The sequence below is a fragment of the Streptomyces sp. NPDC060184 genome, from assembly GCF_042728795.1.
Classification (GTDB): domain Bacteria; phylum Actinomycetota; class Actinomycetes; order Streptomycetales; family Streptomycetaceae; genus Streptomyces.
The window spans coordinates 54,103-71,173 of record NZ_JBHWYX010000044.1 but is presented as its reverse complement, the minus strand read 5'-3'; the positions used below and the strand labels follow the sequence as shown (position 1 = coordinate 71,173).

Annotated in this window: 13 protein-coding genes; 3 read left to right on the top strand and 10 right to left on the bottom strand. The window is 70.0% G+C overall.

Annotated elements, in window-relative coordinates; genetic code table 11:
* Window positions 1–338: 338 nt before the first annotated feature.
* The 3 genes from ACFWEE_RS25770 to thyX all read right to left on the bottom strand — a co-directional run bounded on the left by ACFWEE_RS25770 (window position 339) and on the right by thyX (window position 3,961).
* The gene (locus ACFWEE_RS25770) at window positions 339–2,024 is read right to left on the bottom strand and encodes a ribonuclease J (RefSeq protein WP_386892521.1); all 1,686 of its coding nucleotides are present in this window, start codon (window positions 2,022–2,024) and stop codon (window positions 339–341) included.
* A gap of 147 nt (window positions 2,025–2,171) precedes the next feature.
* Window positions 2,172–3,071 (bottom strand): 4-hydroxy-tetrahydrodipicolinate synthase, encoded by a 900-nt coding sequence (dapA, locus tag ACFWEE_RS25765; RefSeq protein WP_386892519.1) that lies wholly within the window; start codon window positions 3,069–3,071, stop codon window positions 2,172–2,174.
* A 152-nt stretch (window positions 3,072–3,223) separates the two neighbouring features.
* Window positions 3,224–3,961: an FAD-dependent thymidylate synthase gene (gene thyX / locus ACFWEE_RS25760; protein WP_386892518.1), complete on the bottom strand. Its 738-nt coding sequence runs from the start codon at window positions 3,959–3,961 to the stop codon at window positions 3,224–3,226.
* Between the two features lie 173 nt (window positions 3,962–4,134).
* On the opposite strand from thyX, the gene ACFWEE_RS25755 reads away from it, so the two are divergent.
* Together ACFWEE_RS25755 and ACFWEE_RS25750 are read left to right on the top strand one after the other, a co-directional pair.
* Window positions 4,135–4,374, top strand: coding sequence for a hypothetical protein (locus ACFWEE_RS25755; RefSeq protein WP_327178308.1), 240 nt, complete (start codon window positions 4,135–4,137; stop codon window positions 4,372–4,374).
* 94 nt (window positions 4,375–4,468) lie between these two features.
* The gene (locus tag ACFWEE_RS25750) at window positions 4,469–5,017 is read left to right on the top strand and encodes a hypothetical protein (RefSeq protein WP_386892517.1); all 549 of its coding nucleotides are present in this window, start codon (window positions 4,469–4,471) and stop codon (window positions 5,015–5,017) included.
* Window positions 5,018–5,104: 87 nt separating this feature from the next.
* Here ACFWEE_RS25750 and ACFWEE_RS25745 read toward each other — a convergent pair whose 3' ends face one another.
* The 6 genes from ACFWEE_RS25745 to eccD form a co-directional block, all read right to left on the bottom strand.
* Window positions 5,105–5,560, bottom strand: a complete 456-nt coding sequence (locus ACFWEE_RS25745; protein ID WP_386892515.1) for a hypothetical protein — start codon at window positions 5,558–5,560, stop codon at window positions 5,105–5,107.
* Window positions 5,561–5,571: 11 nt separating this feature from the next.
* Entirely contained in the window at window positions 5,572–6,324 is a 753-nt protein-coding gene (gene dapB / locus ACFWEE_RS25740) for a 4-hydroxy-tetrahydrodipicolinate reductase (RefSeq protein WP_386892514.1), read from the bottom strand.
* Window positions 6,325–6,382: 58 nt separating this feature from the next.
* Window positions 6,383–7,762, bottom strand: a complete 1,380-nt coding sequence (locus ACFWEE_RS25735; RefSeq protein WP_386892512.1) for a M16 family metallopeptidase — start codon at window positions 7,760–7,762, stop codon at window positions 6,383–6,385.
* Window positions 7,759–9,969 carry a polyribonucleotide nucleotidyltransferase gene (locus ACFWEE_RS25730; protein ID WP_386892524.1) on the bottom strand — a complete coding sequence of 737 codons (2,211 nt, stop codon included), beginning with the start codon at window positions 9,967–9,969 and terminating at the stop codon, window positions 7,759–7,761. Before ACFWEE_RS25730 ends, ACFWEE_RS25735 begins: the two co-directional genes overlap by 4 nt.
* A gap of 296 nt (window positions 9,970–10,265) precedes the next feature.
* On the bottom strand, window positions 10,266–10,556 hold the full coding sequence (gene rpsO / locus ACFWEE_RS25725; protein ID WP_003965855.1) for a 30S ribosomal protein S15: 291 nt from the start codon (window positions 10,554–10,556) through the stop codon (window positions 10,266–10,268).
* Window positions 10,557–10,751: 195 nt separating this feature from the next.
* Complete coding sequence (gene eccD / locus ACFWEE_RS25720) at window positions 10,752–12,260, bottom strand: type VII secretion integral membrane protein EccD (RefSeq protein ID WP_386892511.1); 1,509 nt, start codon at window positions 12,258–12,260, stop codon at window positions 10,752–10,754.
* Between the two features lie 248 nt (window positions 12,261–12,508).
* Between eccD and eccCa the strand changes: the two genes are divergently transcribed.
* A complete protein-coding gene (eccCa, locus tag ACFWEE_RS25715) occupies window positions 12,509–16,480 on the top strand; it encodes a type VII secretion protein EccCa (protein WP_386892509.1) in 3,972 nt (1,323 codons plus the stop codon).
* 282 nt (window positions 16,481–16,762) lie between these two features.
* Here the strand turns inward: eccCa and ACFWEE_RS25710 are convergent, their stop codons facing one another.
* Entirely contained in the window at window positions 16,763–17,062 is a 300-nt protein-coding gene (locus ACFWEE_RS25710) for a WXG100 family type VII secretion target (RefSeq protein WP_386892507.1), read from the bottom strand.
* Window positions 17,063–17,071 lie beyond the last annotated feature (9 nt).

Genomic DNA, 17,071 nt, shown 5'->3' with positions numbered 1-17,071 from the left:
TGTTTCGTGTCCGATTCCCGGTCGAAGCGGGTCAAGCGGTTTTCGCTTTCCAGTTCTTCGCTTTCGCGTTTCCCTTTCCGGCGAGTCCGACTCTACCAGACTCTTTTTCGTTCCGTTTCCGGTCCGATAAGTAATTCCGGCGGCCAGTCGAGGGCCTTTGCCTTTCGGCGGATCCGACGTTATCAGAGATTCTGAGTCGGAATTTCCGCTCCGATCCGGGTGGCCTCCGCGCACAAGTGCGCGTGCTGCTTCCCGTTCGGCGGAGAGCCAAACGTACTGGAGCGGGGTGCCTCGATGCAAATCGAGGCACCCCGCTCCAGTCGGACGGTCCGTGAGGATCAGACCTCGACGACCACCGGGAGGATCATCGGGCGCCGGCGGTAGGTGTCGGAGACCCACTTGCCCACCGAGCGGCGGATCAGCTGCTGGAGCTGGTGGGGCTCCATGACGCCGTCCTGGGCCGACTTGTTGAGGGCTTCCTCGATCTTCGGCACGACGGCGGTGAACGCCGCATCGTCGATGCCGGAGCCCCGGGCCTGGATGTGGGGGCCGCCCACGATCTTGCCGGAGTTGGTGTCGACCACGATGAAGACCGAGATGATGCCCTCGTCGCCGAGGATGCGGCGGTCCTTGAGGGAGGTCTCGGTGACGTCGCCGACGGAGAGGCCGTCCACGTAGACGTAACCGGCCTGCACCTTGCCGACGATCTTCGCCTTGCCGTCGATGAGGTCGACGACCACGCCGTCCTCCGCGATGACGATGTGGTCCTTGGGGACACCCGTCAGCGCGCCCAGTTCGGCGTTGGCCCGCAGGTGGCGCCACTCGCCGTGCACCGGCATCAGGTTCTTCGGCCTGCAGATGTTGTAGAAGTACAGCAGCTCGCCGGCCGAGGCGTGGCCCGAGACGTGCACCTTGGCGTTGCCCTTGTGGACGACGTTGGCACCCCAGCGGGTCAGGCCGTTGATCACGCGGTAGACCGCGTTCTCGTTGCCCGGGATGAGCGACGACGCGAGGATGACCGTGTCGCCCTGGACGATGCGGATCTGGTGGTCGCGGTTGGCCATGCGCGACAGCGCGGCCATGGGCTCGCCCTGCGAACCCGTGCAGACCAGCACCACCTCGTCGTCCGGGAGGTCGTCGAGCGTCTTGACGTCGACGACGAGCCCGGCCGGCACCTTGAGGTAGCCGAGGTCACGGGCGATCCCCATGTTGCGGACCATCGAGCGTCCGACGAAGGCGACGCGGCGGCCGTACTCGTGGGCCGCGTCCAGGATCTGCTGGATGCGGTGGACGTGGCTGGCGAAGCTCGCCACGATGATCCGCTTCTGCGCGTTGGCGAATACCGTGCGCAGGACGTTGGAGATGTCCTTCTCCGGCGGGACGAACCCCGGGACCTCGGCGTTGGTCGAGTCGGAGAGGAGGAGGTCGATGCCCTCCTCGCTGAGCCGCGCGAACGCGTGCAGGTCGGTGAGCCGGCCGTCCAGCGGGAGCTGGTCCATCTTGAAGTCGCCGGTGGCCACCGCCATGCCCGCGGGGGTGCGGATCGCGACCGCGAGGGCGTCCGGGATCGAGTGGTTGACCGCGACGAACTCGCAGTCGAAGACGCCGATGCGCTCCCGCTGTCCCTCGACGACCTCCAGGGTGTACGGGCGGATGCGGTGCTCCTGGAGCTTCGCCTCGATCAGCGCGAGCGTGAGCTTGGAGCCGATCAGCGGGATGTCCGGCTTCAGGCGCAGCAGGTACGGCACACCGCCGATGTGGTCCTCGTGCCCGTGCGTGAGGACGATGCCCTCCACGTCGTCCAGGCGGTCCCGGATCGTGGTGAAGTCCGGCAGGATCAGGTCGATGCCCGGCTGCTCCTCCTCGGGGAAGAGGACGCCGCAGTCGACGATGAGCAGGCGTCCGCCGTACTCGAAGACCGTCATGTTGCGGCCGATCTCGCCGAGGCCGCCGAGGGGGGTGACCCTCAGGGCGCCCTTCGGGAGCTTCGGCGGCGTACCGAGTTCGGGATGCGGATGACTCAAAAGACTCTCCTTACCACGCACGCCACGTACCGCTTGGGCACGTGGCGCGTGTGTCATTCGTGCACTTGCTGTTGTCAGGGGGATGAACGCGTGCGAGCTGTCCTCGCGTATGCGGTTGTCTCGCGTATTCAGTTGTGAAGTCTGTGGTTACAGCTCTACCCCACCGGCGGCCAGGTCGACCTTGAGCTGTGCCGTCTCCTGCGCGGTGAGTTCCACCAGCGGGAGGCGCAGCGGGCCGGCCGGGAGGCCCTGGAGGGTGAGGGCGGCCTTCGTGGTGATGACGCCCTGGGTGCGGAACACCCCGGTGAAGACCGGGAGCAGCTTCTGGTGGATCTCCTTGGCCTTCTGGACGTCCCCGCCGAAGTAGGCGTCGACCAGCGCGCGCAGGTCCGGTGTGACGAAGTGGCCGACGACGGAGACGACGCCCACGGCACCCACCGAGAGCAGCGGGAGGTTGAGCATGTCGTCACCGCTGTACCAGGCGAGACCCGAGCGTGCGATGGCCCAGCCGGCGCGGCCGAGGTCGCCCTTGGCGTCCTTGTTGGCCACGATCCGCGGGTGCTCCGCGAGCCGGACGAGGGTCTCGGTCTCGATCGGCACGCCGCTGCGCCCGGGGATGTCGTAGAGCATCACGGGCAGGCCGGTGGAGTCGGCGATCGCGGTGAAGTGCCGGTACAGGCCCTCCTGCGGGGGCTTGTTGTAGTACGGGGTGACCGCGAGGAGTCCGTGGGCTCCGGCGCGCTCGGCGGCGCGGGCGAGCTCGACGCTGTGGCGGGTGTCGTTGGTGCCGATGCCGGCGACGACGTGGGCGCGGTCGCCGACCGCTTCGAGTACGGCTCGTACGAGCTGGTCTTTCTCCGCGTCACTGGTGGTGGGCGACTCGCCGGTGGTGCCGTTGACGACGAGACCGTCGTTACCCGCGTCCACCAGATGGGTCGCGAGCCGCTGGGCGCCGTCGAGGTCGAGTGCGCCGTCCGCCGTGAAGGGCGTGACCATAGCGGTGAGGACCCGCCCGAAGGGGGTCTGCGGAGTGGAGATCGGAGCCATGGGTAACACGCTACTCGTTGCTCGGCCCGGGATGTCCCCTCGGGGGACGTCGATCTTGGAACCCGGCACTGCCTGCTCGGGGGTTCAAGCAGTGCCGGGTCCGTTTGATCAGCCTAGATGAACTTCACGAAACGCCGCAATACGGACACCGCCTACGGGGCTACCCGTCCGTTTTTGTTGAAGGCGGCATGAGTGAGGGGCATGAGGCGGGCCCAGTGCTCCTCCATCTGCTCGCCGACCATCTCGATCTCGCGCTGCGGGAAGGACGGGACGGTCGCCAGCTCGTGCTGGGTGCGCAGGCCGAGGAAGTGCATCAGCGAGCGCGCGTTGCAGGTGGCGTACATCGACGAGAAGAGGCCGACGGGCAGGACGGCCCGGGCCACCTCGCGGGCGACGCCGGCGGCGAGCATCTCCTGGTAGGCCTCGTACGCCTGGCGGTACGAGTCCTCCATGACGCGCCCCGTGAGCTCCGCCTGCTCGGCGGTGCCGTCGACGAACTCGTACTTTCCGGGGCGGCCCTGCTGGACGAGCTTGCGGGACTCTCCGGGGACGTAGAAGACCGGCTGGAGCTCCCGGTAACGGCCCGATTCCTCGTTGTACGACCAGCCGACCCGGTGCCGCATGAACTCGCGGAACACGAAGATCGGGGCGCTGATGAAGAACGTCATCGAGTTGTGCTCGAAAGGGCTGCCGTGACGGTCGCGCATCAGATAATTGATGAGACCCTTGGAACGCGCCGGATCCTTGGTGACCTCGTCCAGCGACTGCTCCCCCGCGGTCGAGACGCGGGCGGCGAACAGGACGTCGGCATCGCCTGCGGCGTGTTTCACCAGTTCAACGGTGACATCGCTGCGGAAACTGGGCTTCGCGGGCTCGGGGGTGTCGGTCACCGGCGGGGTCCTTCCAATTGCTTCGCTCGGGCGGCGTCCACTCTACGGGGCCGCGTACCGGGCTCGGTCCGGGGAAAACTCCGAAGGGTCGGCAAAAGGGGGCACCGATCCGGCGTTCCGCGCGTCTGACACTGCAGCAGCACCTTCCCCACAGTCCGAAGGAGATTTTCCTCATGTTCCGCCGGCGTGAATCCGTCCCGTTCTCGTTCGTAGCCGAGGCCGAGCGGTTCCGCAGCAATGTCACTCCGCCTCCCCGGCAGCGCGCCAGCGTCTCCGAGCTGGCGGGCCGCTCCCTCGTGGGGCTGGTCGTCGTCGCGGGCCTCGTGGGCTCGCTCCTCTTCGGGCTCCCCGCCCTCGACCCCGACCAGGCACCCGCGCACCACCAGAGGTCCGAGGCGTCCCAGGACCGCTGACTCGTACGGCCCCCTGGGGTGGTAGCAGCGGGAACCCGTCGGTAGCCTCACCGGGCACAGCAACAACGAGCGTGCTTGTGAGTGAGGATCAGTCGTGCCCCTGCCCTTCCTGACGGCCGACCGCGCGTTCGACGCGGGTGCGGAGGACGTCGCGCTGCCGTTCGACGACCACGACAGCTGGCGGCGGCCCTACCGTCCCGGACCCTGGCGGGTCTCGGCGGCGGCGGGACTGCTGCTGCTGTCGTCGTTCGTCCTGTTCGCAGCGATGATCATCGGTGTGGCCGGTGAGCCTTCGGGCGCACTGCTCTGCATGACGCTCGCCGCGGTGGTGATCGCCTGCGCGCTGCGGCTGCTGCGTGTGGGCGCCTGGGTGAGCCGGCACGGTGTACGCCGTGTCGGCTTCTTCCGCACCACCACGGTGGCGTGGAGCCGGATCGGTACGGTCCGTACGGTCCAGCAGCCGGTGAGGTGGCTCGGACTGCCCAGGACCGTGCAGGGCCAGGCCCTGGTCGTGGCCCGTCGGGGCGCCGGCTCGCTGCCGCCGCTGATGACGGACCACGACGCGGACTTCCTGTCCCGGTCCGAGGCGTTCGACCGGGCCACCGACGCCGTCGAGGCGTGGGCGGACGAGTACCGGCGCTGACGCGCCGCTGCCCGTTCGTTCCGTTCGAGGCGGTCCAGTCCAGCACCACCCCCGGTGATCCGGGGTCCACAAGCCGGTACGTGCCGTCTAGGCGGCGCGTACCGGCTTGTGTGCGTGCAGGGCGATGGCACGCTGCATCGCCTTGCGCGCCCTGGGCGTGTCGCGGGCGTCCTGGTAGGCGACGGCCAGCCGGAACCAGCAGCGCCAGTCGTCCGGCGCGTCCTCGGTCTCCTCCCGGCGGCGGGCGAAGACGGCGTCGGCGGAATCCCGGTCGATCCGGCCGGACGGGGTGCGGACGAGTTCGTCGACCGGGAGCCCGCCCTCGGCCTCCAGCTCCGCGGCGAGGGCGTTGGCCCGCCGGACGAACTGGGTGTTCTTCCAGAGGAACCAGATGCCGATCACCGGCAGGATGAGCACCGCCACCCCGAAGGTGACCGTGATCAGGGTGCCGTGCCGGATGAGGAGCAGACCCCTGCTGCCGGCCAGGACGAAGTAGAAGACCAGGACGGCGGCGGTGACGATGTACGAGATCTTTGCGCGCATGGCAGGGACCGTCAGTTCAGATCGAGGAAGTGTTCCAGCCCGAACGTGAGGCCGGGGGTGGTGACCACACGGCGGGCTCCCAGCAGGATGCCGGGCATGAAGCTGCTGTGATGCAGGGAGTCGTGGCGCAGGGTGAAGGTCTCGCCCTCGCCGCCCAGCAGCACCTCCTGGTGCGCGAGGAGCCCGCGCAGCCGTACGGAGTGCACGGGGACGCCGTCCACGTCGGCGCCCCGGGCCCCCTCGAGACCGGTCGCGGTGGCGTCCGGCTGCGGCGCGAGTCCGGCTTCGGCGCGGGCGGCGGCGATGAGCTGAGCCGTCCGGGTCGCGGTGCCCGAGGGTGCGTCGGCCTTGTTCGGGTGGTGGAGCTCGACGACCTCGACCGACTCGAACCAGGGGGCCGCGGCCTGGGCGAACTTCATGGTGAGGACGGCTCCGATGGAGAAGTTCGGCGCGATGAGCACGCCGGTCTCGGGGGAGCCCTCCAGCCAGCCGTTGAGCCGCGCGAGGCGTTCGTCGGTCCAGCCGGTGGTGCCGACGACGGCGTGGACGCCGTTCCGTACGCAGAACTCCAGGTTGTCCATGACGGCGTCGGGGCTGGTGAGTTCCACCGCGACCTCGGCGCCGGCGTCCGTGAGGGTCTCCAGCGCGTCGCCCCGGCTGAGGGCGGCCACCAGCTCCAGGTCGTCCGCGGCCTCGACGGCCCGTACCGCTTCCGATCCGATGCGGCCCTTGGCGCCGATGACGGCCACACGCAGCTTGCTCATGTGCTCTGCTTCCTTGAATCGAACGGGGTGGGTACGGGCCGTCAGGCCCGGAACGGTCTCAGGACACGGCCTCGTGGAGGCGGTTCGCCTGCTTGTCCTTGAGCGGGCCGATGACGGAGAGCGAGGGGCGCTGTCCGAGGAGGTCGGCGGCGACGGCGCGGACGTCGTCGGGCGTGACCGCCGCGATCTCCGCCAGCATCGCGTCGACGGACATCTGCTCGCCCCAGCAGAGCTCGCTCTTGCCGATGCGGTTCATCAGGGCGCCGGTGTCCTCCAGGCCGAGGACCGTCGAACCGGAGAGCTGCCCGATGGCGCGGGCGATCTCGTCGTCGCCGAGGCCCTCGGTCGCGGCCCGGTCGAGCTCGTCGCGGCAGATCTTGAGGACGTCGTGGACCTGGCTCGGGCGGCAGCCCGCGTACACGCCGAAGAGGCCGCAGTCGGCGAAGCCCGAGGTGTACGAGTACACGCTGTAGGCCAGGCCGCGCTTCTCGCGGACCTCCTGGAAGAGGCGCGAGCTCATGCCGCCGCCGAGGGCGGTGTTGAGCACGCCGAGCGCCCAGCGGCGTTCGTCGGTACGGGCGAGACCCGGCATCCCGAGGACGACGTGCGCCTGCTCGGTCTTGCGGTTCACGACCTCCACCTTGCCGGCGGTGCGCAGGAGACGGGAGCCGTCGCGGGGGGCCATCGGCTCGGCGTCGGTGCGCGAGAGCGCCCCGGCCCGGTCGAAGGCCTTGCGGACCTGGCGTACGACCGTGGCGTGGTCGACGTTGCCGGCGGCGGCGACGACCAGGTGCGTCGGGTCGTAGTGCTTCTTGTAGAAGCGGGCGATCTGCCCCCGGTCCAGCGCGTTGATCGTGTCGACGGTGCCGAGGACCGGGCGGCCGAGGGGGGTGTCGCCGAACATGGTGTGCGCGAACAGGTCGTGCACGCAGTCGCCCGGGTCGTCCTCGGTCATCGCGATCTCTTCGAGGATGACGCCGCGCTCGGCGTCGACGTCCTCGGCGTCGATCAGCGAGCCGGTCAGCATGTCGCAGACGACATCGATGGCGAGCGGCAGGTCGGTGTCGAGGACCCGCGCGTAGTAGCAGGTGTACTCCTTCGCCGTGAAGGCGTTCATCTCGCCGCCGACCGCGTCGATCGCGGAGGAGATGTCCAGGGCGCTGCGCCGGCCGGTGCCCTTGAAGAGGAGGTGTTCGAGGTAGTGGGTCGCGCCGTTCAGGGTGGGGGTCTCGTCGCGCGAGCCGACGTTGGCCCAGATCCCGAAGGTGGCGGAGCGTACGGAGGGCAGGGTCTCGGTGACGACACGGAGACCGCCGGGGAGCACCGTACGGCGGACCGTGCCGATGCCGTTGGTGCCCTTGAGAAGCGTTTGGGTACGGGCGACGGCCCGCGCCTTCGAAGAGGCGCGGGCCGTCGTCACGGAACTACGGGACGTCACTTGGAGGCGTCGTCCTTCTCGTCTTCTTCACCCTCGACGACCGGGATCAGGGAGAGCTTGCCGCGGGAGTCGATCTCGGCGATCTCGACCTGGACCTTGGCGCCGACGCCGAGCACGTCCTCGACGTTCTCCACGCGCTTGCCACCGGCGAGCTTGCGGATCTGCGAGATGTGCAGCAGACCGTCCTTGCCGGGCATGAGGGAGACGAAGGCACCGAAGGTGGTGGTCTTGACGACCGTACCCAGGTAGCGCTCGCCGACCTCCGGCATGGTCGGGTTGGCGATGGCGTTGATCGTGGCGCGGGCGGCCTCGGCCTGCGAGCCCTGCTGGGCACCGATGTAGATGGTGCCGTCGTCCTCGATCGTGATGTCGGCGCCGGTGTCCTCCTGGATCTGGTTGATCATCTTGCCCTTGGGGCCGATGACCTCACCGATCTTGTCCACCGGGATCTTGACGGTGATGATCCGCGGGGCGTTCGGGGACATCTCGTCCGGGACGTCGATGGCCTCGTTCATGACGTCCAGGATGTGCAGACGGGCGTCACGGGCCTGCTTCAGCGCGGCGGCCAGGACCGAGGCGGGGATGCCGTCGAGCTTGGTGTCGAGCTGGAGTGCGGTCACGAACTGCTTCGTACCGGCGACCTTGAAGTCCATGTCGCCGAAGGCGTCCTCCGCACCGAGGATGTCGGTGAGGGCGACGTAGTGGGTCTTGCCGTCGATCTCCTGGGAGATGAGGCCCATGGCGATACCGGCGACGGCGGCCTTGAGGGGCACACCGGCGTTCAGCAGCGACATGGTCGAGGCGCAGACCGAGCCCATGGAGGTGGAGCCGTTGGAGCCCAGCGCCTCGGAGACCTGGCGGATCGCGTAGGGGAACTCCTCGCGCGACGGCAGGACCGGGACGATGGCGCGCTCGGCGAGCGCTCCGTGGCCGATCTCGCGGCGCTTGGGCGAGCCCACGCGGCCGGTCTCGCCGACGGAGTACGGCGGGAAGTTGTAGTTGTGCATGTAGCGCTTGCGGGTCACCGGGGAGAGGGTGTCCAGCTGCTGCTCCATGCGGAGCATGTTGAGGGTGGTGACGCCCAGGATCTGGGTCTCGCCACGCTCGAACAGCGCCGAGCCGTGCACGCGCGGGATGGCCTCGACCTCGGCGGCGAGCGTACGGATGTCCGTGACGCCGCGGCCGTCGATGCGGACCTTGTCCTTGATGACGCGCTCGCGGACCAGCTTCTTGGTCAGCGCGCGGTAGGCACCGGAGATCTCCTTCTCGCGGCCCTCGAAGGCCGGGAGGAGCTTCTCGGCCGCGATGTCCTTGATGCGGTCGAGCTCGGCCTCGCGGTCCTGCTTGCCGGCGATGGTGAGCGCCTTGGCCAGCTCGGTGGAGACGGCCTTGGTGAGGGCCTCCAGGACGTCGTCCTGGTAGTCGAGGAAGACCGGGAAGTCGCCGACCGGCTTGGCGGCCTTGGCGGCCAGCTCGGCCTGCGCCTTGCAGAGGACCTTGATGAAGGGCTTCGCGGCCTCCAGACCGGCTGCCACGACCTCCTCGGTGGGGGCCTCGGCGCCGTCCTTGACCAGCTGGACGGTCTTCTCGGTGGCCTCGGCCTCGACCATCATGATCGCGACGTCGCCGTCCTCCAGGACGCGGCCCGCGACGACCATGTCGAAGACGGCGTCCTCGAGCTCGGTGTGCGTCGGGAAGGCGACCCACTGGCCCTTGATCAGGGCGACACGGGTGCCGCCGATCGGGCCGGAGAAGGGCAGGCCGGCCAGCTGCGTGGAGCAGGAGGCGGCGTTGATCGCGACCACGTCGTACAGGTGGTCGGGGTTGAGCGCCATGATCGTCTCGACGATCTGGATCTCGTTGCGCAGGCCCTTCTTGAAGGAGGGGCGCAGCGGCCGGTCGATCAGGCGGCAGGTGAGGATCGCGTCCTCGGAGGGGCGGCCCTCGCGGCGGAAGAAGGAGCCGGGGATCTTGCCGGCGGCGTACTGCCGCTCCTCGACGTCCACCGTGAGGGGGAAGAAGTCGAGCTGGTCCTTGGGCCGCTTGGAGGCGGTGGTGGCCGACAGCACCATGGTGTCGTCGTCCAGGTACGCGACGGCGGAGCCGGCGGCCTGCTTGGCCAGGCGGCCCGTCTCGAAGCGGATGGTGCGGGTGCCGAAGGTGCCGTTGTCGATCACGGCTTCGGCGTAGTGGGTCTCGTTCTCCACTAGTGATTTCTCCATACTCGTCGTCTTTCGTCCTGCCGCCCGTGTGGCGGAGGACGGTGCGTGGAGAAGCGCACCTGGTGTGCGGGCCGGTCTTCGATCGAAGCCCCCGGGCGTTCTTTCCCGGGTGCCACTACCGAGGACCGGCGGCTGCGGGAGCGCGCTTCTCCTCGTGCGTTCAGTTGGTGCGGTGGTGCGGTGGTGCGTACGTCCAGATTACTGAGGTTGCCCCCGGTAGCGCACGTACAGCAAAGGGAGCGGCCCCCTGGAAGTGGGCACCGCTCCCTTTCACAGCGTGCTTACTTGGCGCCGCCGGCCGCACCGCGGCGGATGCCGAGGCGGTCGACGAGCGCACGGAAGCGCTGGATGTCCTTCTTGGCCAGGTACTGCAGGAGGCGGCGACGCTGGCCGACCAGGATCAGCAGACCACGACGGGAGTGGTGGTCGTGCTTGTGCGTCTTGAGGTGCTCCGTCAGGTCCGAGATCCGGCGGGAGAGCATGGCGACCTGAACCTCGGGGGAACCGGTGTCACCCTCCTTCTGGGCGAACTCGGACATGATCTGCTTCTTCGTAGCGGCGTCGAGCGGCACGCGTACTCCTCTTGATGTTCGATGCGCCCACGAGTGCCCCTGGTCTTGATCTCAGGGGAGCTTCCGTGACTCGGAGGCGAAGGTCCGATGGGCGCTGTCCCCAGAGTGAGACCGGGAACGCGTACACAAACGGCCACCGCACAGACTACCAGCCGCACGGCAGCGCCCTCGCCGACCGTCCCCCGCGCTCGGGAATCAGCTGGTCAGGGACCGGATCGAGGTGTAGACGTCGAAGACGGCGAGGCAGAGCGGCAGGAGCGTCAGCAGGACGAACGCCTCGGCGATCTCCAGGAAGCGGCCCCAGAACGGGGTGACCCCCTTGCGGGGCACGATCAGCCCTATGGCGGTGATCACCGCGGCGGTCGCGGCGACGGCCGCGGTCAGCCAGATCGTACGGATGTCGAGCGCCGCGTCGTCGCCGCGCAGGGCGTCGATCATGATCCCGACCGGGGGGTTCAGGGCGAGCCCGAGACCGAGGAGGACCAGCGCGCCGAGGCCCGCGGCCAGCGCGCAGGCGACCTGGGCGGTGTAGCGGAAGAGGTGGGCGCGCATCAGCATGGCGCACCCGGTGGCCAGTGCGAGCAGCTGACCGTAGATGTCCGAGGAGAAGCCGAGGACGGCCGCGCCGGCGACCGCCACCATGGCGCAGCCGCCGGCCAGGCCGAGCAGCAGTTCGTGGCCGCGCCGGGCCTGGGCGGCGATTTTGACGGCGTCGACCGGACCCTGGGGGGCCTGCTCGGCCTGGCCGTAGTCGCCGCTGGTGGTGCGGGGCGGCTCGAAGCCGATGGGGAGGCGGGCGAAGCGGGTGGAGAGGCCCGGCAGGAAGCCGAGCGCGCCGACGGAGAGCGGGGCGCAGACGGCGGCGGTCTCGGTGGGCTCCAGGTCGGTGAGGATCGCGGCGAACGTCACCAGCACCCCGACGGCCGAGGCGAAGACGAACGCGACGAAGGGGCCGTCGCCGGTGGGGGCGACGATCACCAGGATCACCGAGACGACGAGGACGGCGACGCAGGCCAGCAGGAACTGGAGGCGGCCGATCCCCTCCCCGGCGCCGAGCGGCAGCAGCCCGGACCCGGCGACCGCCGCGTTGACGAGGGCTCCCGTGCCGAGGGCGATGGCCGAGCCCCGGTCCTCGTAGACCCGGGCGCGCACCCCGGCGACGGCGAGGAGGAGGACGGCGGCGACCGCGGCGATGACGCCGGGCAGGCCGTGCATGTCGTGCAGCGGGTCGGCGGTCCACAGGACGAAGCCGAGGAGTACGAGGAGAACCGCGCCGCCGAAGAGGCCGGAGCCGCGCATCAGGGCGTCGCCCCAGAGCGTGCGGTCGCGGGCCACGGCGGACGCGACGGCGTCGGAGACGTCGTCGAACACGGCGGGCGGCAGTGATTCGGAGAAGGGGCGCAGGGAGAGCAGCTCGCCGTCGAGGATGCGCTGGGCGGACAGGGTCCGTCCGCTGTCGAGCACGGTGCCGTCGCGGCGCACGAGGTGGTAGCCGACGGGTGCGCCCTCGGCGGGGCTCTGTCCGGAGAGCCTGAGGACCTCCGGGTAGAGGTCGGCGAGGGGGACGTCCTCGGGCAGCGCGACGTCGACGCGGCTGTCGGGCGCGACGACGGTCACCCTGCAGAATCCGGTTCCGTTGCTGGACGGTACCCCGGGGCCGGTTCGGCCGGGTCCGGTGGTCGCCGCTCGGGCCGTCGTGGTCACCTGGTGCTCCCCCTTGTCGCGATGTCGCCGCGATGTCGCTGCCGTATCTCTCCGCTGAAGACGCGCGTTTCGCGACCCGTCCCGAATGACCGGTTTTTTGGCGGTAGTTCGCGGGTGCGTACACGCGTCGCGCTACCCTACCGCTCTCCGTCGGGCCGCTCCGTCAGTAGGATCTCTGCCCGGGCGGAGCCCGTCGCCACGGGGGCGTCGAGAGGAACAGATCTGTCCGGCAAGGGAATTGGTGAGCCGTGAGCCACATCGTCGTCAAGCGCCCTCCGCGCGCGCTGCCCTCCGAAGTGCCGGACATGGAGGTGCAGTTGCAACCTCCTCCGGAACTGCCGCGCGGGCAGCAGGAGGGCGCGATGATGCAGCTGCTGCCGATGCTCGGCATGGGCGGCTCGGTGGTCTTCTTCTTCATGACGCCGAACCCGATCATGCGGATCATGGGCATGGTGATGATCGCCTCGACGGTCGCGATGGCGATCTCGATGCTCTTCCGTCACCGGCGCGGTACCCAGGGGGAGCTCGCCGACATGCGGCGCGACTACCTGAAGTACCTGACGCAGACGCGCCGCGAGGTCCTGCGGACGGCGCGCCTCCAGCGTGACGCCCAGTTCTATCTGCACCCGTCCCCCGAGCAGCTGTGGGCGCTGGTCGCCGAGGGCAGCAGGGTCTGGGAGCGCCGAGTCGCCGACGACGACTTCGGACAGGTCCGCATCGGCCTGGGCAACCAGGAGCTGGCCACCCCGCTCGTCCCCCCGCAGACCGCGCCGGTGGACGAGCTGGAGCCGCTGACCGCCGGGGCGATGCAGCAGTTCCTCAACACCCACTCGACCCTGGACGGGCTGCCGATGGCCGTCTCGCTCCGTGCCTTCTACCACGTGACGGTCAGCGGCGATCCGGACTCCGTGCGCTCCTCGGCCCGCGCGCTGATCGGTTCGCTCGCCTCGCTGCACTCCCCCGAGGACCTGGTCGTGGCGATCGCGGCGGACCGGCGGTCCTCCCCGCACTGGGAGTGGGCGAAGTGGCTCCCGCACGTCCAGCTGCGGAACTCCACCGACGGGGCGGGCAGCCGCCGGCTCATCTCGACGAGCTCCTCGGAGCTGGAGGAACTGCTCGGGGGCCGGATCGAGGGCCGTCCCCGGTTCCAGGCCGGCGGGCAGCCGCTGATGGACCAGCCGCACATCGTGGTGGTGCTCGACGGTGAGTCGGTTCCGCCGATGTCGGTGCTGGCCTCCCCCGAGGGCGTACAGGGCGTCACCGTCATCGAGGTCGTCCCGGGCGAGGTGACCGGCGCGCGCGGCGGGCTGTCCGTGGTGGTCCACCCGCACGCGCTCCAGCTGGAGTCGGGCCACGGGCTGGTCTACGAGGGCGTGCCGGACCTGCTGAGTTACGAGGCCGCGGAGGCGCTGGCCCGCCAGCTGGCCCCGCTGAACGTGGCGGCGGGCGGCGACGACGACGAACCGCTCCTCGCCAACCTGGAGTTCACCGATCTGCTGAACCTCGGCGACGCCTCCTCCGTGGACGTCTCCAGGACCTGGCGCCCCCGCTCGCAGGCGGAGCGGCTGCGTGTCCCGATCGGTGTCGGCGAGGACGGCACCCCGGTCATGCTCGACCTCAAGGAGGCCGCGCAGGAGGGCATGGGCCCGCACGGCCTGTGCGTGGGCGCGACGGGTTCCGGAAAGTCGGAGCTGCTGCGCACCCTGGTGCTGGGGCTCGCCGTCACCCACTCGTCGGAGACGCTGAACTTCGTGCTCGCCGACTTCAAGGGCGGTGCCACGTTCGCCGGGATGGCGCAGATGCCGCACGTCGCCGCCGTGATCACCAACCTGGCGGACGACCTGACGCTGGTGGACCGCATGGGCGACTCCATCCGCGGTGAGCTCAACCGGCGGCAGGAGATGCTCCGCGACGCCGGCAACTACGCCAACATCCACGACTACGAGAAGGCGCGCGCGGCCGGCGCCCCGCTGCTGCCGATCCCCTCGCTGGTGCTGGTGATCGACGAGTTCAGCGAACTCCTCACCGCCAAGCCGGACTTCATCGAGATGTTCGTGCAGATCGGCCGCATCGGCCGCTCGCTCGGCGTGCACCTGCTGCTGGCCTCGCAGCGCCTGGAGGAGGGCCGGCTGCGCGGTCTGGAGACGTATCTGTCGTACCGGATCGGTCTGCGGACCTTCTCGGCCGGCGAGTCCCGCGCGGCGCTCGGCGTGCCGGACGCCTACCACCTGCCGAACGTGCCGGGTTCCGGCTACCTGAAGTACGGCACCGACGAGATGGTCCGCTTCAAGGCCGCGTACGTCTCCGGGGTCTACCGGACCGGCGCGGAGCGGGCGGCGCTGCCCGGCGGGAAGCTGCCGGTGGACCGCCGGCCGGTCCCGTTCACGGCGGCGCCGGTTCCGGTGCGGTACGTGGAGCCGGAGCCGCAGCCTGACGTACCGGAGGCCCGCAAGCCCGAGGACGACGCGCTCGCGGACACCGTGCTGGACGTGATCGTGCGCCGTCTGGAGGGGCGGGGCGCCTCGGCGCACCAGGTGTGGCTGCCGCCGCTGGACAACCCGCCGTCGCTGGACGAACTGCTGCCCGGCCTCGCGCCGGTGCAGGGACGCGGCCTGACCCAGCCGGGGTTCGAGGGCGCGGGGCGCCTGGTCGTCCCGCTCGGTGTGGTCGACAAGCCGTTCGAGCAGCGGCGCGACACGCTGTACCGGGACTTCTCCGGTGCCGCGGGGCACATGCAGATCACCGGCGGCCCGCAGTCGGGCAAGTCGACGCTGCTGCGGACGCTCATCGCGGGCTTCGCGCTCACCCACACCCCGCACGAGGTGCAGATCTACGGGCTGGACTTCGGCGGCGGCGGTATGGCGTCGGTCAGCGGTCTGCCGCACGTCGGCGGGATCGCCTCGCGCCTGGACCCCGAGCGGGTGCGCCGTACGGTCGCCGAGGTGTACGGCATCCTGACGCGGCGCGAGGAGTACTTCCGCAGCGCGGGGATCGACTCGATCGCCACCTTCCGCCGGATGCGCGAGCGCGGCCAGATCTCGGTGACGGACCAGCCGTGGGGCGACGTCTTCCTGATCATCGACGGCTGGGGCAACTTCCGCAGCGACTACGAGGGGCTGGAACCGGCCGTCCTCGACATCGCGGGGCGTGGTCTCGGGTACGGCATCCACCTCGTCGTCACCGCCTCGCGGTCCATGGAGGTGCGGGCCAACCTCAAGGACCACCTGATGAACCGGCTGGAGCTGCGGCTCGGTGACGTCATGGACTCCGAGCTGGACCGCAAGTCGGCCGTCAACGTGCCCGCCGGGGTGCCGGGCCGGGGCCTGACACCGGAGAAGCTGCACTTCATGGCGGCGGTACCGCGCATCGACAGCATCAACTCCGACAGCGACCTCTCCGAGGCGACCGCCGCGATGAACCAGGAGGTCGCCCGCCACTGGACGGCGTCCCCCGCGCCGGCCGTACGCCTCCTGCCGCGCGAGCTGCCCGCCTCGGCGCTGCCGCCCGGTCACGCGCACCCGGAGCGCGGCATCGCGTTCGGCATCGACGAGAACAACCTGGAGCCGGTCTTCGTCGACTTCGAGCACGACCCGTTCCTGATGGTGTTCGGGGAGAGCGAGTCCGGGAAGTCCAACTTGCTGCGCCTGATCATCAAGCAGCTGACGGAGCGCTACGACGGCAACACCTGCAAGCTCTTCGTCATCGACAACCGGCGCTCCCTGCTGGACGTCACCCCGCCGTCGCACCTGGCGGAGTACGTGCCCATGTCCAACAACATGGAGCACCACATGGAGGCGCTGTACGACCTCATGCAGCGGCGCACCCCGTCGGCGACGGTCACCGCGCAGGAGCTGCGGGACCGCAGCTGGTGGCGGGGCCCGACGGTGTACGTGGTCGTCGACGACTACGACCTGGTCTCCACGTCGAGCGGCAACCCGCTGGGGCGGCTCACCGAACTCCTGCCGTTCGCACGGGACGTGGGCGTGCGCTTCATCATCGCCCGCAACTCGGCGGGCGCCGGGCGGGCCGCGTACGAGCCGTTCATCCAGCGGATGACGGAGCTGGGCGCCCAGGGGCTGCTGCTCTCCGGCGACCCGAACGAGGGCGACATCATGGGCAACGTCCGGCCGCGGCCGATGCCCGCCGGCCGGGGCGTGTTCGTCTCCCGTCGCCGGGGCAACCCGCTGGTGCAGACGGGGCTGATGGACGGGGAGGGGTAGACACCCCACGGGCCTTCACGGAGTTCCACGGGCCCCGCGGACAACCACTGGCCTGACGACCGACGGCGCTCCCTCCTGGACCGGAGGGGGCGCCGTCGGCGTTCGCCGCGCACCGGCCGGGGGACGCGTCGGGGGACGCGGGAGGGGTGTGCACGGCCCCGGCTACCCGGGCGAAGGCAGCGGCCCCGGACATGGAAAAGACGGGTGTGGGCACCTCCCGCGCGTGCCCACACCCGTCCTTCAGATCCTCGGTACCGCTGTCACGCCCTCGGGGCGCGGCCCCTACATGAAGTTCTGCGCGGCCTTCTTGTCGCCGCCGTGGTACGCGGACGAGGCCTCGCGCACGGAACGGGAGATCTGCAGCAGGGACTCGTGGATCGACCGGGCGTCCTTGTCCCAGCCGGCCTGAGCGGTGTCGTACGCGCTCTTGGCCTCGCCCTGCCAGAGCTCGGCGACGGAGGCGACCCGGCGCTTGATCGCGGCGAGGTCCTCGTCGAGCTGCTTGCCCTGGCGCTCGATGGAAGCAGCGGCTGCCTCCAGGCTGGCATATGTGACAACGGTCGTACCGTCGTTGTTCGACATGTGGTCCTC

Bases quoted from the DNA above. Each gene is read 5' to 3' on its own strand.
- dapA (WP_386892519.1), bottom strand. From the start codon at position 3,071: ATGGCTCCGATCTCCACTCCGCAGACCCCCTTCGGGCGGGTCCTCACC.
- ACFWEE_RS25755 (WP_327178308.1), top strand. From the start codon at position 4,135: ATGTTCCGCCGGCGTGAATCCGTCCCGTTCTCGTTCGTAGCCGAGGCC.
- ACFWEE_RS25745 (WP_386892515.1), bottom strand. From the start codon at position 5,560: ATGCGCGCAAAGATCTCGTACATCGTCACCGCCGCCGTCCTGGTCTTC.
- dapB (WP_386892514.1), bottom strand. From the start codon at position 6,324: ATGAGCAAGCTGCGTGTGGCCGTCATCGGCGCCAAGGGCCGCATCGGA.
- ACFWEE_RS25710 (WP_386892507.1), bottom strand. From the start codon at position 17,062: ATGTCGAACAACGACGGTACGACCGTTGTCACATATGCCAGCCTGGAG.